Below are 24,451 nucleotides of genomic sequence, written 5' to 3' on the forward strand. Positions count from 1 at the left end.
CTCAGCATTTTTCTACAAATAATACTTGATTTTAGCTAATAAATTAACATCGCTGATTAATAAACACACTATATATAGTAATAAATTAATTAATAGGTACTATATATTGTATATTTTGATAATTATCAATTATTATAACTAACAATAAATTTTACAATTTGAGTCGATAAGAAGAATGAATAAATCAATATTAGTAACAAAACGAAATGGGCAAAAAGAGCCAATCAACCTTGATAAAATCCATCGGGTTATTGCGTGGGCGGCTGAGGGTTTAGAAAATGTTTCCGTTTCTCAAGTTGAATTGCGTTCACATATTCAATTTTACGACGGTATTCGCACATCGGATATTCATGAAACAATTATCCGTGCGGCTGCCGACCTGATCTCACAAGAAGCCCCTGATTATCAATATTTAGCAGCGCGTTTGGCCATTTTTCATTTACGTAAAAAAGCCTATAACCAATTTACGCCTCCATCGCTATACGAACATGTTAAAAAATTGGTCGACAGTGAACATTATGATAAACACTTACTTGAAGATTATACCCAAGAAGAGTTTGAACAAATGGACAAAATGATTGACCATTGGCGAGATATGTCGTTTTCATATGCTGCGGTCAAACAGCTTGAAGGGAAGTATTTAGTACAAAATCGTGTTACTGGCCAGATTTATGAAAGCGCACAGTTTTTATATATTTTAGTCGCAGCTTGTTTATTTGCTAACTATCCTAAAGAAACACGCCTTAACTATATTAAACGTTTTTATGATGCTGTTTCTACCTTTAAAATTTCACTGCCAACCCCCATTATGGCAGGCGTTCGTACGCCTACTCGCCAATTTAGTTCTTGTGTATTAATTGAGTGTGATGATAGCTTAGATTCAATCAATGCAACAGCCAGTGCGATTGTAAAATATGTATCACAACGCGCAGGAATTGGTATCAATGCTGGGCGAATTCGTGCCTTGGGTAGTTCAATTCGTGGTGGTGAAGCATTTCATACAGGTTGTATTCCATTTTATAAATACTTCCAAACAGCTGTTAAATCTTGTTCGCAAGGAGGTGTGCGAGGTGGTGCTGCAACCGTTTTTTATCCTCTTTGGCATTTAGAAGTCGAAAGTTTATTAGTCTTACGTAACAATCGTGGGGTTGAAGAAAATCGTGTTCGTCATCTCGATTATGGGGTACAAATTAACAAATTAATGTATCAACGTTTAATCAAAAACGAAAACATTACCCTATTTAGCCCATCAGATGTACCTGGACTTTATGAGGCTTTTTTTGCTGATCAAGATAGGTTTGAAACGCTTTATCACCAATATGAGCAAGATGTCAATATTCGCAAACGCGTGGTTAAAGCGGTTGAACTTTTTGCATTATTAATGCAAGAACGCGCATCAACGGGGCGTATTTATATCCAAAATGTTGATCACTGTAATACCCACAGTCCATTTAATGCTCAATTGGCGCCTGTTCATCAATCTAATTTATGTATGGAAATTGCGCTACCTACCAAGCCACTTAATAATGTCAATGATGAAAACGGGGAAATTGCACTTTGTACGTTGTCGGCCTTTAACCTTGGCAAAATCGAATCATTAGATGATTTTGAAGAGCTTGCTGACTTAACTGTACGTGCACTTGATTCACTACTGGATTACCAAAATTACCCAGTTCCTGCTGCTCGAAACTCTTCAATAAATCGTCGTACATTAGGCGTTGGCGTCATTAACTATGCTTATTATTTAGCAAAAAATGGCGTTAAATATTCTGATGGTAGTGCCAACAATTTAACGCACCGTACTTTTGAAGCTATGCAATATTACTTGCTAAAAGCCTCTAATAACCTTGCTAAAGAAAAGGGAGCATGCTCACTATTTAACGAAACAACTTATGCGCAAGGCATTTTACCAATCGATACTTACAAAAAAGATTTAGATACTATTACCAAAGAGCCTTTACATTATGATTGGGAATCACTTCGAGAATCAATTAAAACTCATGGGCTGCGTAATTCAACTTTATCGGCATTAATGCCATCAGAAACATCTTCACAAATATCCAATGCAACAAACGGCATAGAACCGCCACGAGGGTTTATTAGTGTTAAAGCTTCGAAAGATGGTATCTTAAAGCAAGTTGTGCCAGATTATAATGGGTTAAAAAATTTCTATGAGCTACTTTGGCAAATTCCTAATAATACAGGGTATTTGCACTTAGTAGGAATTATGCAGAAATTTATTGACCAATCAATTTCGGCTAATACCAATTATGATCCGACTAAATTCCCAAATGATAAAGTCCCAATGAAACAGTTATTGGCTGATTTATTAACTGCTTATAAGTTTGGCGTAAAAACACTTTATTATCACAACACCCGCGATGGTGCTGAAGATATTCAAGGTGATATAGCACTGACTAAAAGTGATGATGGTTGCGAAGGTGGCGCTTGTAAGATTTAACCATTGTTAAAACAAAAAATAGCTACACGCTAACACTTAGTTTTTATGGGGAGTAACAAGTCATTCCCCATTTAATTTACCTTTTACACTGTCGGAAGGTAGCGGTAAAAGCAACGATAAATTAGTAGGAGTTCTTTTATGAGTATGAATTACAGTACTTTCTCGCATGTGCATAATGATCAACTCAAAGAACCGATGTTTCTTGGACAATCGGTAAATGTTGCACGTTATGATCAGCAAAAATATGAGATGTTTGAAAAGTTAATTGAAAAACAACTCTCGTTTTTCTGGCGACCAGAAGAAGTTGATATATCACAAGATCGTATTGATTATTCACACCTTCCTGAACACGAAAAGCATATTTTTATTAGTAATTTAAAATATCAAACATTACTCGATTCCATTCAAGGACGTAGTCCCAATGTTGCATTACTGCCGCTGATTTCAATTCCAGAACTTGAAACTTGGGTAGAAACCTGGTCGTTTTCAGAAACTATTCACTCACGTTCTTATACCCATATCATTCGTAATATTGTTAATGATCCATCGATCGTGTTTGATGATATTGTCACCAATAAAGAAATTCAAAAACGCGCAGGTGATATTGCAGGTTATTACGATGACCTTATTAGCTATGCAAGTTACTATAATTTATTTGGCGAAGGCAGACATAACATTAATAATCACACGGTTTCCATTAATTTACGTGAACTAAAAAAGAAACTTTATCTGTGCTTAATGAGTGTCAATGCACTTGAAGCTATTCGCTTTTATGTCAGTTTTGCCTGCTCATTTGCTTTTGCTGAGCGTGAACTAATGGAAGGTAACGCAAAAATCATCAAACTGATTGCTCGTGATGAAGCGCTACATTTAACTGGCACACAGTTTATGATAAATACGCTGCGTAGTGGAGAAGATGATCCCGAAATGGCAGAAATTGCCAAAGAGTGCGAACAAGATTGTTATGATCTATTTTTACAAGCCGCCAATCAAGAAAAAGAGTGGGCAGAATACCTGTTTGAAGGCGGTTCAATGATTGGCTTAAATAAAGATATATTATGCCAATATATCGAATATATTACTAATATTCGCATGCAAGCAGTCGGGCTAAAATTACCCTTTGAAGTTAAATCAAATCCAATTCCATGGATCAATAACTGGCTTGTGTCTGATAATGTACAAGTAGCACCGCAAGAAGCTGAAATGAGCTCATATTTAGTCGGACAAATTGATGCTGAAATTAATGAAAATGATTTAAGTGATTTTACATTATAATTTTATACTCAAACGCATACTTTCCTGAAACTTTTTAACAAAAGGAACAAATTACTGTTCCTTTTTTAATAAAAGATCAAAATAATAACCAACGGTTGCTTGATAACTAAATTAAATGACGGCAAGATATTTATTATCTTTATTATGTAAATAGTCCACCGTAAGTATAAAACACGATAAAGAAAAGAAATATCGCTGTGCGTTTTAGGGGATAGTTACAGCGTCATGCTATTGAAGCGAGCTTGCCAAAGATCACAGCATAAATGCATGTCAGTCATCGTGCTCAGTGTTGAATAATCATCTGAATAATCTAGCTTGATAATAGTTAACACAGCAACTTAAGCCAACAATAACGCCACTGATGTAATATTAATAGATTAATTTATTTAAAGTTAATCTATTAATAGTTTATCTGCCTTGGTCGGCACTACACATTGAAGTTTGCAAAATTTGCATCGTAAACGTTTTTTTTAAATAAAACCCGCGTGGACGCGTTAAAATAATTTGCCCTTTTTCACCCACTGCTTCGGTCAAAGATTGCCCATTGGCTGCTTTAGGTCTAATTTGTAAATAAGTGCCATATCGAGCCGTAATTTTTTCAACGTGCCCTAGCGCTATCATATCCATTAATTCTTCCCAGTCTTGTTTGAGCTGTTGTTCTTGTTCTTCAGTTGGTGTCCATAAAATAGGTTTTCCAACTTTGCGATGTGAAAGTGGAATGGTTCTTTCTCCCTCTATTGGGATCCAAAGCACTTTGGCAAGCTTGTATCTAACATGGCTTGTTTCCCAAATAACACCATGATTAGCCATTAATGGCGCGACACTGACAAAGGTCGTTTCTAATGGTTTACCTTGCTTATCAACAGGAATCGTTTTTAGCTCTATCCCCAGATTGGCAAAATCTTGCTCAGCTTTACTGCCAGCATTTGCACCTAAAAATGTTTCGATAAGGTTACCTACCCAACCTTTTTGTTTATTTAAGTTATCGGGTATCGTGATGTTTAAGTATTGTGCTATTTCACCAAAAGAATATCCTGCAACTAATTGTGCACGATTTAATAGCTCTTGCTCACTTTTTGGAGTAGATAATATCATTACAGAGGAATTTAAACTGACTTACCAATAAATCAAACAGCCAAAAAAGCTTGGCTGCGAATAAGAAAATTTATATCAATTAACTTAACTTTTCAACCCAAGTAGCATAAGTATTAATAAATAATGATAAAAATTCTTTGCTTTTTTCGGTAATATTGCCTTGTGCATCAAAGGCAGTACTTACACCGCCAAAATAAGCTTCTGGTTGTTGCAATGTTGGCATATCAAGGAACACTAAAGATTGACGTAATTGATGATTTGCCCCAAATCCACCAATTGCACCTGGAGAAACCGAAATAATTGCAGCCGGTTTTTTTGACCAAATACTTTTACCATAAGGGCGGGATCCCACATCTATTGCATTTTTGATAACTGCTGGCAAGCCGCGATTATATTCAGGTGTTACAAAAATTGCACCTTGACATTCTGCTAATTCTTGACGGAAACGAGTATAAGAGGCAGGCGGGGTATCAGTATCAATATCTTCATTATATAAAGGTAAATCGCCAATTTGAATAATTTGTAACGAAAGTGATGGTGGTGCAATTTTCTGAAAAACTTTTGCCACTTTTAAGTTATAAGAGTCTTTACGTAAACTCCCAACTAATACAGCAATTTTTTTACTCATCTTAAATCTCCACTTAGTTTTAATAAGAGGCATTGAATATGCCTCTTATTATTGTCATTAATAATTATTTATTAATGTCCTGATGAGTCGACTTTTCGGCCGGCTTCAAATAAGAACCATGCACGTTTTTCAGTTTGATCTATCCATTCTTCAATTAAACTTGCAGTTGCTGTGTCATTGTATTTACCACAAATATCATGGGCTACACGCATGCGTTCTGTTAGTCTCACATTATCTTGGCAAAGTTCGGCAAGCATATCTGATGGTTCAACAAAATCAGCATTATTATCAGAAATACTTTGCAATTTAGCGATATGACCAATTGAACGTAGTGTTGTACCACCTAATTTACGGACACGTTCCGCAATAGGATCTGTCATTGCAAATAACTCATCACCATGATCATCTAACATTAAGTGGTAATCACGGAAATGAGGGCCACTCACATGCCAGTGGAAGTTTTTGGTTTTTAAATATAAAGCAAATACATCTGCTAAAACAGAATTCATTGCTCCAGAAATATCTTTTGATGCCTGTTGACCTAAATCAGTTGGAAACAAAATCGCTGCTTGTTGTAGCTTTTTAGCAGAAGTCGTACTTTTAGCCATGATATATTCTCCTTTAAATTGAATAATAAATACCCGTATTGATAAAATTACGCCAACTTAATGTTAATGTCCAATAAAAAAAGTTAATTTTTTACTATCATTGCTATTTCAGTAACCTATGATTCTTTTTTCATTTATTTCTTATTTTTATCTTTTTGAAATATTTTCTTTCAAAATAAAAGAAAATATTTCAAATTGTGATCTAACTAAAAGTTTTTCTGTTTCTTAGTTGATATTATTTGCTCGAAATTTAACAAAAATAGGAGGAAATATGATCGACGTTATTTCATTTGGTGCTGAATGGTTTATTGGTTTATTCCAAGAAGGAGGCAAAGTATTCGTTGGAATGGTAACGGGGATTTTACCGCTATTAATTTCACTGCTTGTTGTCATGAATGCGATTATTAAATTTATTGGACAAGAACGTATCGAGCGTTTAGCTCAAGCGTGTGCTGGCAATCCTATCTCTCGATATCTTTTATTGCCATTAATAGGCACTTTTGTTTTTTGTAATCCAATGACATTAAGCTTAGGTCGTTTTATGCCAGAGTTTTACAAACCAAGTTATTACGCTGCATCTTCTTATAGTTGTCATTCAATGAATGGATTATTTCCCCATGTTAACCCTGGTGAACTATTTGTTTATTTAGGTATTGCTGCTGGTTTAACAAAATTAGGTCTGCCACTCGGTCCCCTTGCCGTGAGCTATTTTCTTGTTGGTTTAATCACTAACTTTTTTAGAGGTTGGATTACTGACTTTTGCACCGCCATTTTTGAAAGAAAAATGGGGATTAAATTAGAAAGAAAAGTTCATTTATAAATAATCATAAGGAATATCAAAATGGTTAAATTTATTCGAATTGAAAAAGGTGAATCAGGTTGGGGCGGTCCATTAGAGCTTCCTGTCATTGACGGTAAAAAGATTGTTTATATCGCCGCAGGAACAAAGCCAGCCATCGTTGACACATTAACCGAATTAACGGGGTGGGAGGCAATTGATGGTTTTAAAGAAGGTGAGCCACCTAAAGATGAAATTGGTGTTGCTGTGATTGACTGTGGTGGCACGTTACGTTGTGGTATCTACCCTAAAAATCTTATTCCAACTATCAATATTCACGCAACCGGTAAATCGGGTCCACTTGCTCAATATATCATTGAGGATATTTATGTTTCAGCGGTAAAACCCCACAATATCACGTTGATAGAAAAAGAAAGTGATTTAGTAAGTGAAACACCATCAGCAGTTAAAGCATCACCAATACATAATACATCGTCTGAATTTAAAGAATATGATAGCAGTAAGAAAATTACTGAACAAAGCGATGGATTATTAGCAAAAATTGGTATTGGTATGGGATCGGGCGTTGCTGTTTTCTTCCAAGCTGGTCGTGACACTATTGATACTGTACTTAAAACCATACTTCCTTTCATGGCGTTTGTCTCTGCAATTATTGGAATCATTATTGCATCAGGTTTGGGTAACTTTATCGCTCATGGTTTAGTTCCGCTAGCGAATAACCCAATTGGGCTTATCATTTTAGCCTTGATTTGTTCTTTTCCATTACTTTCACCATTTTTAGGACCCGGTGCGGTTATTGCGCAAGTTATTGGTACGTTAGTTGGGGTGCAAATTGGTCTTGGTAATATTCCTCCTCATTTAGCATTGCCAGCATTGTTTGCAATTAATGCGCAAGCCGCATGTGACTTTATTCCTGTTGGTTTATCACTTGCTGAAGCGAAACAAGATACAGTACGTGTCGGCGTTCCCTCTGTGCTTGTTGGCCGCTTTTTAACTGGTGCTCCGACAGTATTAACGGCATGGGCTGTTTCGTTATTTATATATCACTAACCATTTCGAATAGTTAAGAGGGTTAAATGATGTCAAAGACTATTTATCAATCAAAAATTAACCATATTGGCGAGTTTGCCCAAGAAGCTTTAGCCGATGGCATGTTAATCCTATTTAAGGATGGCGCGCCATCAGACTTAGCGGATTATTGTTTTGTTCATAGCCACGATGATTTTCAGCAAGAACTACAAGTAGGACAAGCACTGCAATTAGGCAATCAAAGTTATCTCATCACTTCGGTTGGCGAAGTTGCCAATGCTAATTTTCGTGAATTAGGGCACATCACATTAAAGTTTGATGGTAACCATGAGGCTGAGCTACCAGGAAACGTTCACCTAGATGGACAATGCCCAAATCAGCTTTCTGTTGGTGATGAAATTAAAATTTTAAATCGATGAGGATATAAAAATGAAACAAGTCGCAGTTATTATAGGTGGGGGACAAACCCTAGGAGAATTCTTATGTAATGGTATTGCTGATGCTGGATATCATGTTGTTGTTGCTGATTTGAATATGGACAATGCCAATAAAGTCGCTGATGCAATTAATCAAAAGCATGGTGCGGGCACTGCAAAAGGATTTGGAGTTGACGCTACAAACGAAGAAAGTGTACTGCAATTAGCGCAAGATGTTGATGATGTGTTTAAACGTGTTGATTTAATGGTGTATAGCGCAGGCGTTGCAAAAGCAGCACCTATTACCCATTTTGCATTGAATGATTTTCAGTTATCAGTCAATGTTAATCTCACTGGTTATTTTTTATGTGCACGTGAATTTGCCAAATTAATGATCAAATACAATACGCAAGGTCGCATTATTCAAATTAACTCAAAATCAGGTAAAGTGGGCAGTAAACATAATTCAGGATACAGTGCTGCCAAATTTGGGGGGGTCGGGTTAACACAATCTTTAGCTTTAGATCTTGCTGATCATGGTATTACCGTTAACTCGTTGATGCTGGGTAATTTGCTTAAATCACCCATGTTCCAATCATTATTACCTCAATATGCAAAGAAACTAGGTATCCCAGAAAATCAAGTTGAACAAGTCTATATTGATAAAGTGCCACTCAAACGCGGTTGCGATTACCTAGATGTGCTTAATGTCTTGTTATTTTATGCAAGTGATAAAGCCTCTTATTGCACAGGGCAATCAATCAACATTACTGGTGGACAAGTGATGTTCTAGGTAAAATATAGTGTGCGGAAATTTTGTAAAAAATTTTCGCATTGCTATTCTAATCAAGCTTAAATGGAGTCCATATATGAATATGACCACCTCTTTAATTGTTATCGCACTTATTGTTTGGTGTATTCAAATCATATTTAGTTGGCTTCAGATCCGTCGTTTTAATCAAGCTTTTTTAGCGATGAAAAAAGGAGCTTATTTAGGGGTTGGCCGCAGCAAAACAAAGCGATTTAGACCAAGGGTATTAATTGCTATTTCATTAGATGAACACCAAATTGTTATCGATTCAGTATTAATGAAAGGCATCACTGTGTTTGCTTTACCAAAACCCATTGCTCAATTACATGGTTTATCTATCACTGATATCATTCCTGCAAATATTTTCCCAAATGATCCTGTTAGTCAAAGTGCCTTGACTGTAGCGTTAACCGCAAATAAAAAATAATTAACTTTTATTTTGAAAAATATTCCCTTTTATTGTGAAATAATATATTTTAAAGTGATTTTATGTATGATGCGTGTCGATAATGGTAATGGGATTTAATTGTGAAAGTGAAGCAACGACAAACAGCGATTCTGGAATATCTACAAAAAAATGGGCAAATCAGCGTAGAAGAGTTGGCCGAGCATTTTAAAACAACAGGGACAACCATTCGTAAAGATCTCACCCAACTGCATGAAAGTGGTTTAGTTTTGCGTACATACGGCGGAGCAATGCTGAATCGAGAGGTTGGCGATAGAGCCATAGATCATAAAACCTATATTAACACGGCACAAAAAAAAGCCATAGCAGAAGAAGCCGCTAAATTAATTCATGAGGGCGACTCAATTATTTTTGATGCAGGAAGCACGGTTGCGCAAATGATCCCCATGTTAGCAAGGTTTAATAATTTAACGATTATGACCAATAGTTTGCATATGGTCAATGAGTTGGTTGCTAATGATAATGATCAAACGATTATTTTAACGGGCGGAACGTTTCGTCGAAAATCGGCCTCTTTCCATAGTAATAACGCTTTAGCCATCGCGGCATTTGAATCTTATACTTTCGATAAGCTGTTTATGGGCGCTGATGGGGTGGATTTAATAGGTGGCGTGACAACGTTTAACGAAAGTTATCATGGCAGTGTAGCTATGAGCAAAGCTGCTGCTAAGTTAATTTTGTTAGTTGACTCCTCAAAATTTGGTCGCCGTAGCCCCAATGTTGTTTGTGATTTAAGTGCTGTCGATACGATCATTACTGATGATAATTTAGATAATAAATATTATGATGCACTGACCCAAAAAGGCATTAAAGTTATTAAAGTCAAGACCAACGAAACATAAATCAAGTCGATTTTGTCATAGAAATTTAACTATTTTTGAGGTTGGTTAAGAAGTTAATCTGCATAATAGCTATACTTTTATCTTTAGGAAAGCACTAGGCTGTTTACACTTTATGAGTAAATAATCCACTTAAAACTCATAAGGCATTTTGACTTAAAATCACTTAAATTTTTGTTTTTCAGTTTTGAAGCTTCGAATATTTGCTGATTATGCTATATCGCCATTAAAGTGCGTTTCACGTTTTCTGCTTTCCTGTTTATTTAAAAGAATAGGTTTCGTCAATTTTGATCCATACGATAGTTATCACATTTAACTTTCATCTTAATAAATCTTAACAAAAAATTCGTATTACTTACTTTAAAATAATGTTTATAATGAATTCCGTTCTTTATTTGTGACTTATCGTCTTTTGAGTATTTTAGGTTTTTATTGCTCAATATTTTATAGGGTATCACAAAAGGAATTTGATAAATTGCTGAATTTTATTTATTTAATTTTAGTAAATAAAAAAGAAAAATGAAAATATTGTGCAATCGGAAGTAGTTAATGATGAAACGAAAAGTCACATCTTTTGAGAAACTAACAAAACGAACCTCAACAGCATTATTGGGCTTAATAGTCTCAACTAAAGCTATTGCGCTATCGGCAACGACCACTAACATTATACAGGGGAGTGCACCTTATTTAAGTATGGATGGTGGCGTAACCAAGGCGATGAGTGAAGAAGGTTTGCTCGGTATAAAATTCCCTGATGGTAGCGTGTATATTGCGCCAGGTGCAAATACCGATTTATATCCTGATGCAAAGGTAGATAATTCAAGCTTTAACACTCCTATAACATTACCCAGCGAAGCCAAAACCTTTGCTGATATTCAAACATTAGTACCATTAGCAGGTAATAGTCATTATCCTCGAATTGATCTGAATAATTTAATTGGTGAACCCTATAATTATTGGGGAGATGCCGATGGTGATGGAAATGCCAGCGCGACAGGTAGCCTAACAGTTGCATGGAAAAATGCCGATAATAAAGATATTACAGCCGAAATTAAAACTAATCCGAATAAATTATTAACGGCTTGTGATATGCCTTATCAACTGACCATTACGGCAACTAATGGTCACTTATCCACCGAATATGGCGTACCACAAACCAGCACTTTTAATGATATCAGCCACACTTATTATTTGGGCGTTAAGGCGGACAAACCATCAGCCTGTTATGCGTATCCAAATAGCAAATATGACGGTCGATTTTCAGATATAATGGATGGTCCTAATTGGGTGGCATTTGCAGGATTTAAAGTAAATGATGCCGATAAGCCCAGTGATAACTTCCCGACAACAGGAGCAGATAATTTACATTTTTTCTTATTATTGTCAGGCATAACGGCAGAACAGATTATTGCCGCAAATGGTGCTACTGTTAGTGCGGAGAGTGGTCATGGCGTCACCTTATCGCTTTCTGCCGACGAGGTAAATTGGAATGACGTGTATAATGAAAATGATAGAGAGCGTTGGAATGCGAGACCGATAGAGCTTAGAAGTGGTCTAAAGATAAAATTAAAAGGGCCAACGCTCGATTCAAAAGATAAGCGTTTTTCGCCGTCGGTATTTAAACTTTACGCAGATAATAGCCATACCCATTTACTTTATAGCTTTAAGATAGAGCGTTGGTATATAAATAATCCCCCCACTATAAAAGAAAATGAGGAAGTAGTGTATAACTCGATGACACATGAACAAGCCATACAGTTTTGTCAAGGGTTAGATAGTCATTATCGTCTCCCCGATGTTAATGATTACACTAATAGCGATTATGCAGGTGGCGGTATACCAGGAATGGACTATTATTATCAACGACGCTTAAGTTTTAAACGTGGCAACCGTTGGGTTGGGGGATTATTTAATGAATGGGGGAATATGACTACTTTAGATCCATTAGATGGTGAGGAGGCTGCTCTACAAAATGGTGAATACGCTGTTTTTTGGGACTGGAACGTGGGTCTTTCGGCTGGATTTTGGACGGCTACCCAATCTAAGCCTAATCAATATTTTTCTGTTGAACCCATGATGGGATCAGTAGGTGATTTTAATGAACCATGGAGAACTATACAAACAGCATGTGTCAGTCCTTAAAGGTGATGATGTATTTCAGGTGTTTATAGCATGATTTTTACAAGACTATTCATAAAAAGGTGAGTAAACTATCAAAATTTATCTGGCGAATTAATTTGATTACATAAAAATAAATTAAGCTGAATAAGGCTTATATACGGAAATGGATAATAGTAATGATGGAAAAAAAAGTCACATCTTTTGAGAAATTAACAAAACGAACCTCAACAGCATTATTGGGCTTAATAGTCTCAACTAAAGCTATTGCGCTATCGGCAACGACCACTGACATTATACAGGGGAGTGCACCTTATTTAAGTATGGATGGTGGCGTAACTAAGGCAATGAGTGACGATGGTTTGATCGGTATTAAATTCCCTGATGGTAGCGTGTATATTGCGCCAGGTGCAAATACCGATTTATATCCTGATGCAAAGGTAGATAATTCAAGCTTTAACACTCCTATAATATTACCCAGCGAAGCCAAAACCTTTGCTGATATTCAAACATTAGTACCATTAGCAGGTAATAGTCATTATCCTCGAATTGATCTGAATAATTTAATTGGTGAACCCTATAATTATTGGGGAGATGCCGATGGTGATGGAAATGCCAGCGCGACAGGTAGCCTAACAGTTGCATGGAAAAATGCCGATAATAAAGATATTACAGCCGAAATTAAAACTAATCCGAATAAATTATTAACGGCTTGTGATATGCCTTATCAACTGACCATTACGGCAACTAATGGTCACTTATCCACCGAATATGGCGTGCCACAAACCAGCACTTTTAATGATATCAGCCACACTTATTATTTGGGCGTTAAGGCAGACAAACCATCAGCCTGTTATGCCTCCCCTAATATTATATATTCGGGGGGAGTTCGATATGACGACCGTATGAATGGTCCTAATTGGGTGTCATTTGTGGGATTTAAAGTGAATGATGCCGATAAGCCCAGTGATAACTTCCCGACGACAGGGGCAGATGGTTTACACTTTTTCTTAATATTATCAGGCATAACGCCAGAACAGATTATTGCCGCAAATGGTGCTACTGTTAGTGCGGAGAGTGGTCATGGCGTCACCTTGTCCCTCTCTGCTGACAAGGTAAATTGGGATCCGGTATGGGGGGGAACAGATGAAGAACGCTGGAATGCAAGACCAATAGATGTTAGAAGCGGTCTAAAGATAAAGCTAAAAGGGCCAACGCTCGATTCAAAAGATAAGCGTTTTTCGCCTTCGGTATTTAAACTTTACGCAGATAGTAGCCATACTAAATTACTTTATAGCTTTAAGATAGAGCGTTGGTATATAAATAATCCTCCTACTATGAAAGAAAATGGGAATGTAGACTATAACCCGATGACATATGAGCAAGCCATACAGTTTTGTCAAGGGTTAGGAAGTCATTATCGTCTCCCCGATGTTAATGATTACACTAATAACAATGATCCGTGGCTCGGTTGGACTGGTGGTCTACCAGAGTTGGGTGATTTTTACGCATATCAACGACGCTTAAGTTTCAAGCGTGGCAACCGTTGGATAGGGGGATTATTTAATGAATGGGGGCGTATGGCTAGTTGGTATCCATTTGATGATGAGGAGACAGTACTACAAGCTGGAGAGTATGCTGTTTCTTGGGAGCTAAGTGGTAGCGGTTCGGATGGATTTTGGACGGCTACTCTGACAAATATGCCTAATAAGCATTTTACCGTTTACGCACTCGATGGTGGTATTTGGTATTATGATGATTCTGGACGCAATGTACAAGCAGCATGTGTCAGTCCTTAAAGGTGATGATGTGTTAGATTAGCGATTATGTTAATTCTGCCACCTGTCATTAAAACAGTGATGATTAGCCACTTATCAAAAGATAGGTGGCATTGAGTGAATGTCAATTAAAATAGCAATCTTGCGCGAATGGTACCAGACACTTTTTTTAATCTATCAAGCAATTCTTCGGCTTTATTTGCATTTACTCTATCGATATCAATAACAACATAACCAATTTTTGCGTCGGTTTGTAAATATTGTGCTGAAATATTAAGCCCTTGTTCCGCAAATAAGGTATTGATAGCAGTTAGTACACCAGGCTGATTATGGTGAATATTAATAAAACGACTTGAACCTTTGGCTGGAATAGGTAATGAGGCTTCAGGAAAGTTAACGGCCGAAAGCGTTGCGCCAGTATCTGAATATTTTGCAAGTTTTGTGGCAACTTCAATTCCTATGTTTTCTTGCGCCTCGCTAGTTGAGCCGCCAATATGCGGTGTAATAATCACGTTATCAAATTGACATAATGGTGATTCAAATGGATCATTGTTACTTGCTGGTTCTGTTGGAAAGACATCAATAGCCGCACCACTGAGTTTGTTGGCTTTGAGGGCGTGCGTTAATGCATCAAGATCAATCACTTTACCGCGCGAAGCATTAATTAATATTGCGTCTTGCTTCATTGCCTCAATTTCGTTGTGACTTATCATTTTGATCGTGGTTGCATTTTCGGGGACATGCATAGAAACAATATCGCTTGTCGCCAGTAATTCTTTCATTGATGAAACTTGCTTAGCATTACCTAACGGTAATTTGGTTTCAATATCGTAAAAATAAACATTCATGCCTAGTGATTCAGCTAAAATGCTTAATTGACTACCAATATGTCCATAACCAATAATACCTAAATTTTTACCTCGTGCTTCATGCGAACCCGTGGCAATTTTGTTCCATTTGCCTTGGTGCGCTTTAGCATTCGCTTCGGGCACGCGGCGCAATAATAAAATCGCTTCAGCTAGCACCAGTTCTGCAACAGATCGTGTATTAGAAAAGGGTGCATTAAACACAGGAATACCTTTCACTGTGGCAGCATCCAAATCAACTTGATTAGTACCAATACAAAAGCAGCCAATTCCTGCAAGTTTTGGAGCTGCATCAATAATATCTTTGGTTAAATGTGTTCTGGAACGAATACCAATAAAGCGAACATCTTGCAGGGCTTGTTTCAGTTCTGCTGGTGATAATGCGCTTTTATGATATTCAATATTGGTAAAACCCGCTGATTTTAATATTTTAATGGCACTAGGGTGAACGCCTTCAAGTAATAAAAACTTGTTTTCATCTTTGGTTAAAGCCTGAATAACCATGATTTCCTCTCTTTCTTTCCGTATACAAATGGGTATTTATTGTGGTATACCGTTATAAATTTGCTCTAAATATATGATTTTACCTTAGCTCTTTCACACCCGTGCTACATCCGACAAGCGCAATATCAGCGCCTTTATTGGCAAATAATCCCACCGTTACCACACCCGCAATATTATTGATTCGATTTTCTAATTCTATGGGGTTGGCGATAATAAGATCATGGACATCTAAAATCACATTACCATTATCCGTGACTATGCCTTGACGATAGAGGGGTTTACCCCCTAGTTTAAATAGTTCGCGAGCAACATAAGAACGCGCCATCGGGATCACTTCAACAGGTAAAGGAAACTTACCTAATACATCAACCACTTTTGATTCATCAACAATACAAATAAATTGTTTGGCAATGGCTGAAACAATTTTTTCACGTGTTAAAGCTGCACCGCCGCCTTTAATCATCTGTAAATGATGATTTATTTCATCAGCACCATCGACATAAACATCTAAACTATCGACTTCATTACAATCAAGTACTGGAATGCCATAGCTTTTTAATTTTTGAGTGGATGCTTCTGAACTTGAAACCGTGCCTTTGATTTGATCTTTTATTGTGGCTAATGCATCAATAAAATGCGCTGCCGTTGAACCTGTTCCTACGCCGACATAAGCATCAGGTTTGATAAATTTTAATGCTGACCAGCCTACGGCTTTTTTTAATTCGTCTTGTGTCATGATATCACCCTATTTTGAGGATAATTTTTCTTAAAAAAATAAAATTTTGAAAGCAAAATGATTGAAGATATGGCATAGTACCCAATTGGAAAGTAAAAATCATTAGGATTTTAAGAAAATATATCAACTTTTGATATGTTGAAAATTTATTGCGATATTAAAGTAGTTTGAATATTCAAGCAATGATCAAATCATTAGTGTAGAGATTATGAAGCGCCCAGATTATAGAGCATTACAAGCATTAGATGCAGTGATAAAAGAACGAGGATTTGAACGAGCAGCAGATAAACTGTGTATTACACAACCTGCGGTATCGCAACGCATTAAACAGTTAGAAAGTTTTTTTGGTCAGCAATTGTTGGTTAGAACTATTCCCCCAAAAGCCACTAAGCAAGGTGAGCATCTTTTAGGATTATTGCACCAAGTTGAGTTATTAGAACAACAATGGTTGGGTGATAATGAACAAAACTCAACGCCATTGTCATTATCTATTGCAATCAACGCTGATTCTTTAGCGACTTGGCTATTACCTGCGTTAAAGCCTGTTTTAGATAAGAATATTTTACGTTTTGATATTCAAGTAAAAGATGAAGAGCATACTTTAGAATTGCTACGCTTAGGTACAGTCGTTGGTGCAATTAGTATTCAAGCTAACCCTTTACCAGGCTGTTTGTCTGATTTATTAGGTGCATTAGACTATATTTTTGTGGCTTCGCCTGATTTTGCTAAAAAGTACTTCCCACATGGTGTGACTCGGTCATCGTTATTAAAAGCGCCTGCTGTTGCGTTTGACCATTTAGATGATATGCATCAGGCTTTTTTGCAAGAAAATTTTAATCTTACCCCAGGTAGTGTGATTTGCCATATTACCAGTTCATCCGAGGCTTTTGTACAATTAGCTAAACAAGGTTCAGCTTGTTGTATGCTGCCAAAGTTACAGGTTGAACAAGAGTTAAAAAACGGTGAGTTGGTTAATTTAACAGAAGGGTTATATCAAAGGCGTATGCTATATTGGCATCGTTTTGCGCCAGAAAGTAGCGTAATGCAAACTATTTCTGAAACTTTAATTGATTATGCCCAAAATACATTATCACAACCTTAAGCTTTGGAGCACAAATAATAGATAATTAGATGGTTTTATACTAAAACGCATACTTTCCTGAAACTTTTTGACAAACTAACATCTTTACTTAAAGAGCTGAGGATATGAGCCAATTAAAAAATGACCGTTATTTACGTGCTTTGCAATGTTTGCCTGTAGATTACACGCCGATTTGGATGATGCGCCAGGCGGGCCGCTATTTGCCAGAGTATCGTCAGTTAAGAGCCAAAGCAGGTGATTTTATGACGATGTGTCAAACACCAGAATTAGCTTGCGAAGTCACTTTACAGCCATTACAGCGATTTGATCTTGATGCTGCTATTATCTTTTCTGATATTTTAACTATTCCTGATGCTATGGGACTTGGCTTATATTTTGAGTCGGGCGAAGGTCCAAAATTTGCAAAATCGATATCGTGTCTGTCCGATATTAAACAGTTACCCATCCCTGATCCTGAGCAATCACTTAAATATGTGATGGATGCGATTCGATTAACGAAAAAAGAACTCAATGGTAAAGTTCCATTAATAGGCTTTTCAGGGAGTCCATGGACATTAGCAACCTATATGATTGAAGGGGGCAGTAGCAAAACATTTACTAAAATCAAAAAAATGCTCTATAGTGAGCCCAAAGCACTGCATTTGCTACTTGAAAAGCTCGCCAATAGTATTGCGTTATATTTAAATGCGCAAATCCAAGCTGGAGCGCAATCAATTATGATTTTTGATACATGGGGTGGCGTATTGAGCCATCAAAGTTATCAAACATTTTCACTTGACTATATGCAATTAATTTTGTCGCAATTAAAGCAAGGTAAAAAAAGTGAAGTTATAACCTCGTATATCCCTGTCACTTTATTTACTAAAGGGGGGGGATTATGGCTGGATAGTATAATCCACACTGGCTGTGATGCAGTGGGGGTGGATTGGACGGTGAATTTAAGCCAGATCACCAAAAAAGGGCAAGTGGCGGTGCAAGGGAATTTAGATCCTTCCGTTTTGTATGCAGAAAAACAAACAATTGAATCCAATGTAGAAGCCGTTCTTAGTGAATTTGGTCATCACAATGGACATATTTTTAATTTAGGGCATGGTATTCACCAAGATATCCCCATAGAACATGTACAGCATCTAATTGAAGCAGTACATCGGCAGTCAAAAAGGTTTCATCATGATTAAAAATCCTGTTCAATTAAGAGTAGAAAAGTTACCACAATGGCAACAACGTTTATTTATGGTTTGCCTGTGCGAACGGATGTATCCCAATTTTGTTTTTTATTGTCAACAACAGCAAAATGACGATGATGCAAAAAGTTACAAAAAAATACTAGATTTAGTTTGGGAATCATTATTAGTTGAAGATGTAAAAATCAATTTTGATTTACAGCTTGAAAAATTAGAAGCGATAATTCCTATTGTCACTGAAGATAGCCCTTATATGATTTATCCAGCTATCGATGCTTGTCAGGCGCTTGGTGAGGTTTTACACTCTTATTTGAGTGGTGAAATGGCCGAGCATACCGCTAAAGTAAGTAGCATATCGGCAACCACCATTGCTGAATTTGAAATGACTAAAACTAATGTTAATCTTTCACCAGATGCGCAACAAACTTTACCTAGTGTAATTGATGAATTTGATCTACAGTGGGAGATATTACGATTATTGCGTGATGAAAATAATGAGATGATTACGCTCATAAAAGGTTTAAAAGATGAAATTCGAGCATCTGGAGTAAGTAATATTGGTGTTTTTTTGGGCGGTTAAGCGGTTTAAAGTGTAATTTTTTTATTTTTTATTAAATTTTTCTTTAATATTAGATGAATATAGACTACATTTAACCGCAATGTAATCTAAACACTGTTTACAGTAGCGAAGCTAAATTTTAGCTTCGTTTATAATGTTAACTTTAACAATAAAATAATATGTAAGGATATACCCATGAATAAAACAGAACTTGTCGACGCTATTGCTAGTAAAGCTGATATTACTAAAGTTGCTGCTAAGACAGCATTGGAAGCGACACTAGCGGCTATTACTGAATCATTAAAAGCTGGTGAACCAGTTCAATTAGTTGGTTTTGGTACCTTTAAAGTTAATGATCGCAAAGCACGTACTGGTCGTAACCCAAAAACGGGTAAAGAAATTAAAATTGAAGCAAGTAAAGTACCTGCATTCGTATCAGGTAAAAGTTTAAAAGAAGCAATCAAATAAGTTGCTTTTTATCTTTCTGTCAATTTGATTGATAGAAGAATAGGTCATAGGGTATAGCCTTATGACCTTATCCTTTCGCGAAAGAAAAAACGCATAAAATAGCATATCTGTTAGTTTTTTTATCCTATTTATAAACAATATTGGCTCCTAACTAAAATTTATACTGTTAATCATTTTAAACAGTTATTTCAATCAATTTGGCTTGTAATATATCGGCTAAATCTTGAGGAGTAAGTTCAATTTCTAATCCTCTTTTGCCACCTGATATGAACATTGTTGTGTGATGATTGGCACTTAAATCAATGAGTGTGGGGAGTTGCTGCTTTTGACCCAGTGGACTAATTCCTCCCACCAAATAACCCGTTACCTTTTGGGCTAAATTAGCATCAGCTAAATCTATTTTTTTACAGTTTAGTGCTTTGGCCACTTTTTTTAGATCTAAATGACACTCAACTGGCAATACGCAAACCGCTAACTTCTTATTGTTACCGTTCAAACTCACAACCAGCGTTTTGAATACTTGCGCAGCAGTGACATTTAAACTGGGATCAAGTTTATCAACCGCTTCTTGTCCGTAGTTGGTTTGATTTGGGTCATGCTTATACTGATGAATGTTAAATTTAGTTTTTAACTTCTTTAGTAAATTAATCGCTGGAGTCATAGCTGTTATCCAATAGATTTAATTAAATCAATGCATGGCAAATGATATCTTTACCAACTAAAGTTGGTAAAGATATGAATGATTAAAGAATTAATTTGTGGTCTTCTTGATGTTTATCATCATTGTTAGGAGGTAATGTTGAGTTAGTTGAATGAGTTATTAGCGAATAAAGACGATAGAAAAAGCTAGTAACAAAAATATCAAAAAAGATAGTACAGAAAGAAAAGACTGTATTAAGGACAAAATTGTCATCATCAAACGCCATAGCTAATTGAGTTAAAATTATCACAAATGCTAGGTAGATTAATGTCATCAAAATACCCTGACGCCACTGTGTTTTTGATAACTGCATGCTTAATGAAAGTGACTCAAAAATATTGTTTGGACGAGGTTCAACCTGCGAAGCAAAAAAGAAGTTACAAAAGATAATCAAAAATAGGATTGAAACCAAAAGTACTAAAAAAATTAATATAACAATAAGCGCTTTAGGTAAAAGTAAACTTAAACTAATAAGCACTATAGATAACATAAGTGTGACTAAAAATATAAAGATACCAATGATAAGATAAAAAAGAATAATTTTTAACGTATTTGATAATGCTTTAGATAGTAATAGATTTAAATTAAGTCTATCGCTGGCATAAAGATTAGAAATGGTTGCAATACTAATTGCTTTTAAAATAATACCGATTAACAATGTCAATATGACGAATGAAAAATAGTTCGTTAAGTCATATGAAAGATTGATTTGTTCGGCAAGATTTTGTTTATCAAAGAAAGAATTAAAAAACGTATGGACTAAAGCTAATACTAGACTAACAAGAGCAAATTGCGTAATACGATTACGAATAAAATTGCGCGTTTGCGTAAAAATTAAAGGAAAAGAGATTTTTTTTTGCATTTCCATATAAGTTCCTTATAGGTGGTAACCGATTTAGTTACCACTATTATTTTTGAATGATTAAATTCGAAAATTAAGCTTGTAATAATGAAATATCAGCGACTTTTAAGAATAAGTTTTGTAGCTTTTTCAGAAGTGCTAACCGATTAAGTTTGATTTGTTCATTGTCAACCATAACCATGACAGAATCAAAAAACGCATTCACCGTTTCTTTTAGTGACGATAATTCAACTAATGCATCTTGATAACGACCTTCATTAAAATAAGGTGAAAGCTTATCGGTTAAAATTACCAATTTTTTAGCTAATTCGCCTTCAGCGCCTGCTTCTAGCAAGGCTGCATTGATCTGCTCTGGAATAGCAATCTCGGCTTTAGATAAGATATTTGATACTCGTTTATTCGCTTCTGCTAATGATGAGGATTCTGGCAAGGTTCTAAAGTGAGTGACTGCTTTAATGCGCGCATCAAAATCAGCTGGTTTTGTTGGATTAAGCGCTAAAACCGCTTGAATAGTATCAATGGCAAAGCCTTGTTCTTGATACCAAGCGCGGAAACGACCTTGCATAAAATTAACAATATCTTCAACTACATTTTTATTATTCAGTTTTTCGCCATATAACGATGTGGCATAATTGGCTAATTCAACAAGATCTAAAGGTAATACCTTTTCGACAATAATTCGTAAAATACCAATCGCAGCACGTCGCAATGCAAAAGGATCTTTATCACCTTTAGGATGCTGACCAATGCCAAAAATACCAGCTAGAGTATCCATTTTTTCAGCGATAGAAACCGCACAAGACACCGCCGTACTCGGTAATTCATCACCTGCAAAACGCGGTTTATATTGTTCTTCAATAGCGGTTGCAACTTCACTGCTTTCGCCATCTTTAAGTGCCAAATAGCGCCCCATAATACCTTGCGTTTCAGGAAACTCAAAAACAGTATTAGTCACTAAATCACATTTAGTCAACTTACCCGCTCGTTTAGCTTGCTCAACATTGGTACCTATATGTTCAGCAATAAAACCAGATAAGGCTTCAATACGAAGTGATTTATCTTTAACTGTACCCAATTGTTGTTGGAATAATACCGTATCAAGGCGAGGCAAACGATCTTCTAAACGTTGTTTTAAATCGGTTTGATAAAAGAATTCAGCATCAGCAAGGCGTGGGCGAACCACTTTTTCATTACCCGAAATCACAACTTGTGGATCTTTCGACTCAATATTCGCCACAAAAATAAAGTTTGGTAATAATTTGCCTTGTTTATCATAAACAGGAAAGTATTTTTGATCCCCTTTCATGGTATAAACCAGTGATTCGGCTGGAACTTGTAAAAATCGCTCTTCAAATTTAGCGGTTAGTACAACAGGCCATTCAACGAGAGAACAGACTTCTTCAAGTAGCGTGTCAGTTAAATCAGCCTTACCATGAAGTTTAGCCGCTTCGCTTTCAGCTTGTTGCTTAATCATAGCTTTTCGCTTGTCATAATCAGCAATGACTTTACCACGCTGTTCCAAAATTTCGGGATACTGATCGGCATTATCGATAGTGAACTCTTGTTCCCCCATAAAACGGTGACCACGAATAACGCGGTTTGACTCAATATCTAAAATGGTACCAGTCACCAGCTCATCACCATACAACATGGTGACCGTATGGCATGGACGAATAAATTCGACTTGACGAGCAGCCCAACGCATTGGTTTAGGGATAGGTAATTTGCTTAATGCTGTTTTAACCATATCACATAAAAGATTAACTACTGGTTGACCTTTTTGATTGTGAGTATAAGAAAGCCATTCGCCTTTATCGGTTTTTATACGCTGGGCTTGATCAACGGTAATACCACAACCTCGCGCCCAACCTTCGGCAGCTTTAGTTGCATTACCATTGGCATCAAATGCCGCACTGACCGCAGGACCGCGTTTAACAATTTGGCTATCAGGTTGTGTGTTATTTAAATTTAAGACTTTTAACGCTAAACGGCGAGGAGATGCATACCAAAGTACTTCGCCATGTTCTAAATTGGCATTATCAAGCTGCTGTATAAAATTAGCCGCAAAGCTTTCTGCTAAAGTGCGGAGTGATTTTGGTGGTAACTCTTCGGTACCAATTTCCACTAAAAATGTTTTTTGCATAATCTTTTAATTCCTACTTTGATGCACTTTCGTTAGACTGTGAATTTTGGCACATAGGAAATCCAAGTGCTTCACGTGATGCGTAATAGGCTTCCGCCACCATTTTGGTTAATGTTCTGATGCGTAAAATATAACGTTGTCGCTCTGTCACTGAAATCGCTTTACGTGCATCAAGTAAATTAAAACAGTGGGCGGCTTTTAAAATACGTTCATAAGCTGGTAGTGGAAGTGGTTTTTCTAACTCAAGCAAAAATTTTGCTTCTTTTTCGTGTTGCTCAAAACAATAAAATAAAAATTCAACATTCGCATATTCAAAATTATAAGTGGATTGCTCAACTTCGTTTTGGTGAAATACATCGCCATAAGTGGTTTTACCAAATACACCATCGCTCCAAACTAAATCATAAACGCTATCCACTCCTTGAATATACATCGCTAAGCGTTCAAGCCCATAAGTGATTTCACCAGTAACAGGCTTACATTCAAGTCCACCAACTTGTTGAAAGTAAGTAAATTGGGTTACTTCCATCCCATTTAACCAAACTTCCCAACCTAGCCCCCATGCCCCGAGTGTTGGGTTTTCCCAATTGTCTTCAACAAAACGAATATCATTAACAGTGGGATCAAGTCCTAACTGTTTTAACGAGCCTAAATACAGCTCTTGGATATTATCAGGAGAAGGTTTTAAGATAACTTGAAATTGGTAATAATGTTGTAACCTATTTGGATTTTCGCCATAGCGGCCATCTGTTGGGCGTCGCGATGGTTGAACATAAGCGGCATTAATGGGTTCTGGCCCCAGTGCGCGTAAGCAGGTCATAGGGTGAGAAGTCCCGGCACCAACTTCCATATCTAAAGGCTGAATCACAGTGCACCCCTGATTGGCCCAGTAATCTTGTAATGTAAGAATTAACCCCTGAAAGGTTTTGACATTAAACTTTTGCATGATGTTATCTTTATGGTTGAATTGATATTTCGATAATTTAAATAGTGCTATATATTAT

General features: G+C 36.5%; 23 protein-coding genes. 14 read left to right on the forward strand and 9 right to left on the reverse strand.

Annotated elements, in window-relative coordinates; translation table 11 throughout:
• Positions 1 to 175 precede the first annotated feature (175 nt).
• Both nrdA and nrdB read left to right on the forward strand, forming a co-directional pair.
• Positions 176 to 2,461 carry a class 1a ribonucleoside-diphosphate reductase subunit alpha gene (nrdA, locus tag A9G24_RS07955; protein ID WP_065638522.1) on the forward strand — a complete coding sequence of 762 codons (2,286 nt, stop codon included), beginning with the start codon at positions 176 to 178 and terminating at the stop codon, positions 2,459 to 2,461.
• Between the two features lie 144 nt (positions 2,462 to 2,605).
• The gene (gene nrdB / locus A9G24_RS07960) at positions 2,606 to 3,736 is read left to right on the forward strand and encodes a class Ia ribonucleoside-diphosphate reductase subunit beta (protein WP_065638564.1); all 1,131 of its coding nucleotides are present in this window, start codon (positions 2,606 to 2,608) and stop codon (positions 3,734 to 3,736) included.
• Positions 3,737 to 4,144: 408 nt separating this feature from the next.
• Here nrdB and mutH read toward each other — a convergent pair whose 3' ends face one another.
• From mutH to A9G24_RS07975, 3 genes are all read right to left on the reverse strand, one after another.
• Positions 4,145 to 4,831, reverse strand: coding sequence for a DNA mismatch repair endonuclease MutH (gene mutH / locus A9G24_RS07965; protein WP_065638523.1), 687 nt, complete (start codon positions 4,829 to 4,831; stop codon positions 4,145 to 4,147).
• Between the two features lie 79 nt (positions 4,832 to 4,910).
• Entirely contained in the window at positions 4,911 to 5,459 is a 549-nt protein-coding gene (locus A9G24_RS07970) for an NADPH-dependent FMN reductase (protein ID WP_065638524.1), read from the reverse strand.
• Between the two features lie 71 nt (positions 5,460 to 5,530).
• Positions 5,531 to 6,067 carry a Dps family protein gene (locus tag A9G24_RS07975; protein ID WP_065638525.1) on the reverse strand — a complete coding sequence of 179 codons (537 nt, stop codon included), beginning with the start codon at positions 6,065 to 6,067 and terminating at the stop codon, positions 5,531 to 5,533.
• 271 nt (positions 6,068 to 6,338) lie between these two features.
• Between A9G24_RS07975 and srlA the strand changes: the two genes are divergently transcribed.
• The 8 genes from srlA (at position 6,339) to A9G24_RS08015 (ending at position 14,344) form a co-directional block, all read left to right on the forward strand.
• Entirely contained in the window at positions 6,339 to 6,887 is a 549-nt protein-coding gene (gene srlA, locus A9G24_RS07980; RefSeq protein WP_065638526.1) for a PTS glucitol/sorbitol transporter subunit IIC, read from the forward strand.
• Positions 6,888 to 6,908: 21 nt separating this feature from the next.
• Positions 6,909 to 7,916, forward strand: a complete 1,008-nt coding sequence (gene srlE, locus A9G24_RS07985; protein WP_065638527.1) for a PTS glucitol/sorbitol transporter subunit IIB — start codon at positions 6,909 to 6,911, stop codon at positions 7,914 to 7,916.
• Positions 7,917 to 7,942: 26 nt separating this feature from the next.
• Positions 7,943 to 8,314, forward strand: a complete 372-nt coding sequence (locus A9G24_RS07990) for a PTS glucitol/sorbitol transporter subunit IIA (RefSeq protein ID WP_218056260.1) — start codon at positions 7,943 to 7,945, stop codon at positions 8,312 to 8,314.
• A 10-nt stretch (positions 8,315 to 8,324) separates the two neighbouring features.
• The gene (gene srlD / locus A9G24_RS07995) at positions 8,325 to 9,104 is read left to right on the forward strand and encodes a sorbitol-6-phosphate dehydrogenase (RefSeq protein ID WP_065638529.1); all 780 of its coding nucleotides are present in this window, start codon (positions 8,325 to 8,327) and stop codon (positions 9,102 to 9,104) included.
• A 76-nt stretch (positions 9,105 to 9,180) separates the two neighbouring features.
• Positions 9,181 to 9,549 carry a transcriptional regulator GutM gene (locus A9G24_RS08000; RefSeq protein WP_065638530.1) on the forward strand — a complete coding sequence of 123 codons (369 nt, stop codon included), beginning with the start codon at positions 9,181 to 9,183 and terminating at the stop codon, positions 9,547 to 9,549.
• Positions 9,550 to 9,650: 101 nt separating this feature from the next.
• Entirely contained in the window at positions 9,651 to 10,430 is a 780-nt protein-coding gene (srlR, locus tag A9G24_RS08005) for a glucitol operon DNA-binding transcriptional repressor SrlR (protein ID WP_065638531.1), read from the forward strand.
• Positions 10,431 to 10,976: 546 nt separating this feature from the next.
• Entirely contained in the window at positions 10,977 to 12,569 is a 1,593-nt protein-coding gene (locus A9G24_RS08010) for a hypothetical protein (protein ID WP_065638532.1), read from the forward strand.
• A 155-nt stretch (positions 12,570 to 12,724) separates the two neighbouring features.
• Complete coding sequence (locus tag A9G24_RS08015) at positions 12,725 to 14,344, forward strand: hypothetical protein (RefSeq protein ID WP_065638533.1); 1,620 nt, start codon at positions 12,725 to 12,727, stop codon at positions 14,342 to 14,344.
• Between the two features lie 107 nt (positions 14,345 to 14,451).
• On the opposite strand, the gene serA is transcribed toward A9G24_RS08015, so the two are convergent.
• A complete protein-coding gene (gene serA, locus A9G24_RS08020) occupies positions 14,452 to 15,693 on the reverse strand; it encodes a phosphoglycerate dehydrogenase (RefSeq protein WP_065638534.1) in 1,242 nt (413 codons plus the stop codon).
• Between the two features lie 79 nt (positions 15,694 to 15,772).
• Positions 15,773 to 16,429: a ribose-5-phosphate isomerase RpiA gene (gene rpiA, locus A9G24_RS08025; RefSeq protein WP_065638535.1), complete on the reverse strand. Its 657-nt coding sequence runs from the start codon at positions 16,427 to 16,429 to the stop codon at positions 15,773 to 15,775.
• A 208-nt stretch (positions 16,430 to 16,637) separates the two neighbouring features.
• On the opposite strand from rpiA, the gene A9G24_RS08030 reads away from it, so the two are divergent.
• The 4 genes from A9G24_RS08030 to A9G24_RS08045 all read left to right on the forward strand — a co-directional run bounded on the left by A9G24_RS08030 (position 16,638) and on the right by A9G24_RS08045 (position 19,742).
• Positions 16,638 to 17,531, forward strand: coding sequence for a LysR family transcriptional regulator ArgP (locus tag A9G24_RS08030; protein ID WP_065638536.1), 894 nt, complete (start codon positions 16,638 to 16,640; stop codon positions 17,529 to 17,531).
• Between the two features lie 104 nt (positions 17,532 to 17,635).
• Complete coding sequence (hemE, locus tag A9G24_RS08035) at positions 17,636 to 18,709, forward strand: uroporphyrinogen decarboxylase (RefSeq protein WP_065638537.1); 1,074 nt, start codon at positions 17,636 to 17,638, stop codon at positions 18,707 to 18,709.
• The gene (locus A9G24_RS08040; protein ID WP_065638538.1) at positions 18,702 to 19,295 is read left to right on the forward strand and encodes a YjaG family protein; all 594 of its coding nucleotides are present in this window, start codon (positions 18,702 to 18,704) and stop codon (positions 19,293 to 19,295) included. Before hemE ends, A9G24_RS08040 begins: the two co-directional genes overlap by 8 nt.
• Before the next feature lie 174 nt (positions 19,296 to 19,469).
• The gene (locus A9G24_RS08045) at positions 19,470 to 19,742 is read left to right on the forward strand and encodes an HU family DNA-binding protein (protein WP_065638539.1); all 273 of its coding nucleotides are present in this window, start codon (positions 19,470 to 19,472) and stop codon (positions 19,740 to 19,742) included.
• Between the two features lie 175 nt (positions 19,743 to 19,917).
• Here the strand turns inward: A9G24_RS08045 and ybaK are convergent, their stop codons facing one another.
• From ybaK to glyQ, 4 genes are all read right to left on the reverse strand, one after another.
• Positions 19,918 to 20,403: a Cys-tRNA(Pro) deacylase gene (ybaK, locus tag A9G24_RS08050; protein WP_065638540.1), complete on the reverse strand. Its 486-nt coding sequence runs from the start codon at positions 20,401 to 20,403 to the stop codon at positions 19,918 to 19,920.
• Between the two features lie 82 nt (positions 20,404 to 20,485).
• The gene (locus A9G24_RS08055; RefSeq protein WP_065638541.1) at positions 20,486 to 21,310 is read right to left on the reverse strand and encodes a hypothetical protein; all 825 of its coding nucleotides are present in this window, start codon (positions 21,308 to 21,310) and stop codon (positions 20,486 to 20,488) included.
• A gap of 67 nt (positions 21,311 to 21,377) precedes the next feature.
• Positions 21,378 to 23,450, reverse strand: coding sequence for a glycine--tRNA ligase subunit beta (gene glyS / locus A9G24_RS08060; protein ID WP_065638542.1), 2,073 nt, complete (start codon positions 23,448 to 23,450; stop codon positions 21,378 to 21,380).
• A 10-nt stretch (positions 23,451 to 23,460) separates the two neighbouring features.
• Positions 23,461 to 24,393 (reverse strand): glycine--tRNA ligase subunit alpha, encoded by a 933-nt coding sequence (glyQ, locus tag A9G24_RS08065; RefSeq protein ID WP_065638543.1) that lies wholly within the window; start codon positions 24,391 to 24,393, stop codon positions 23,461 to 23,463.
• Between the last annotated feature and the right edge of the window lie 58 nt (positions 24,394 to 24,451).

The organism is Gilliamella sp. App6-5 (genome assembly GCF_001690525.1).
GTDB lineage: Bacteria > Pseudomonadota > Gammaproteobacteria > Enterobacterales > Orbaceae > Gilliamella > Gilliamella apicola_H.

Excerpts from the sequence above, each read along its gene's own strand:
- nrdB (WP_065638564.1), top strand. The coding sequence starts at position 2,606 with ATGAATTACAGTACTTTCTCGCATGTGCATAATGATCAACTCAAAGAA.
- A9G24_RS08045 (WP_065638539.1), top strand. The coding sequence starts at position 19,470 with ATGAATAAAACAGAACTTGTCGACGCTATTGCTAGTAAAGCTGATATT.
- A9G24_RS08010 (WP_065638532.1), top strand. The coding sequence starts at position 10,977 with ATGATGAAACGAAAAGTCACATCTTTTGAGAAACTAACAAAACGAACC.
- glyQ (WP_065638543.1), bottom strand. The coding sequence starts at position 24,393 with ATGCAAAAGTTTAATGTCAAAACCTTTCAGGGGTTAATTCTTACATTA.
- A9G24_RS07975 (WP_065638525.1), bottom strand. The coding sequence starts at position 6,067 with ATGGCTAAAAGTACGACTTCTGCTAAAAAGCTACAACAAGCAGCGATT.
- srlD (WP_065638529.1), top strand. The coding sequence starts at position 8,325 with ATGAAACAAGTCGCAGTTATTATAGGTGGGGGACAAACCCTAGGAGAA.
- A9G24_RS07970 (WP_065638524.1), bottom strand. The coding sequence starts at position 5,459 with ATGAGTAAAAAAATTGCTGTATTAGTTGGGAGTTTACGTAAAGACTCT.
- A9G24_RS08055 (WP_065638541.1), bottom strand. The coding sequence starts at position 21,310 with ATGGAAATGCAAAAAAAAATCTCTTTTCCTTTAATTTTTACGCAAACG.
- A9G24_RS08015 (WP_065638533.1), top strand. The coding sequence starts at position 12,725 with ATGATGGAAAAAAAAGTCACATCTTTTGAGAAATTAACAAAACGAACC.
- A9G24_RS08030 (WP_065638536.1), top strand. The coding sequence starts at position 16,638 with ATGAAGCGCCCAGATTATAGAGCATTACAAGCATTAGATGCAGTGATA.
- rpiA (WP_065638535.1), bottom strand. The coding sequence starts at position 16,429 with ATGACACAAGACGAATTAAAAAAAGCCGTAGGCTGGTCAGCATTAAAA.
- srlE (WP_065638527.1), top strand. The coding sequence starts at position 6,909 with ATGGTTAAATTTATTCGAATTGAAAAAGGTGAATCAGGTTGGGGCGGT.
- serA (WP_065638534.1), bottom strand. The coding sequence starts at position 15,693 with ATGGTTATTCAGGCTTTAACCAAAGATGAAAACAAGTTTTTATTACTT.
- hemE (WP_065638537.1), top strand. The coding sequence starts at position 17,636 with ATGAGCCAATTAAAAAATGACCGTTATTTACGTGCTTTGCAATGTTTG.
- nrdA (WP_065638522.1), top strand. The coding sequence starts at position 176 with ATGAATAAATCAATATTAGTAACAAAACGAAATGGGCAAAAAGAGCCA.
- srlA (WP_065638526.1), top strand. The coding sequence starts at position 6,339 with ATGATCGACGTTATTTCATTTGGTGCTGAATGGTTTATTGGTTTATTC.
- A9G24_RS08040 (WP_065638538.1), top strand. The coding sequence starts at position 18,702 with ATGATTAAAAATCCTGTTCAATTAAGAGTAGAAAAGTTACCACAATGG.
- A9G24_RS08000 (WP_065638530.1), top strand. The coding sequence starts at position 9,181 with ATGAATATGACCACCTCTTTAATTGTTATCGCACTTATTGTTTGGTGT.
- A9G24_RS07990 (WP_218056260.1), top strand. The coding sequence starts at position 7,943 with ATGATGTCAAAGACTATTTATCAATCAAAAATTAACCATATTGGCGAG.
- mutH (WP_065638523.1), bottom strand. The coding sequence starts at position 4,831 with ATGATATTATCTACTCCAAAAAGTGAGCAAGAGCTATTAAATCGTGCA.
- ybaK (WP_065638540.1), bottom strand. The coding sequence starts at position 20,403 with ATGACTCCAGCGATTAATTTACTAAAGAAGTTAAAAACTAAATTTAAC.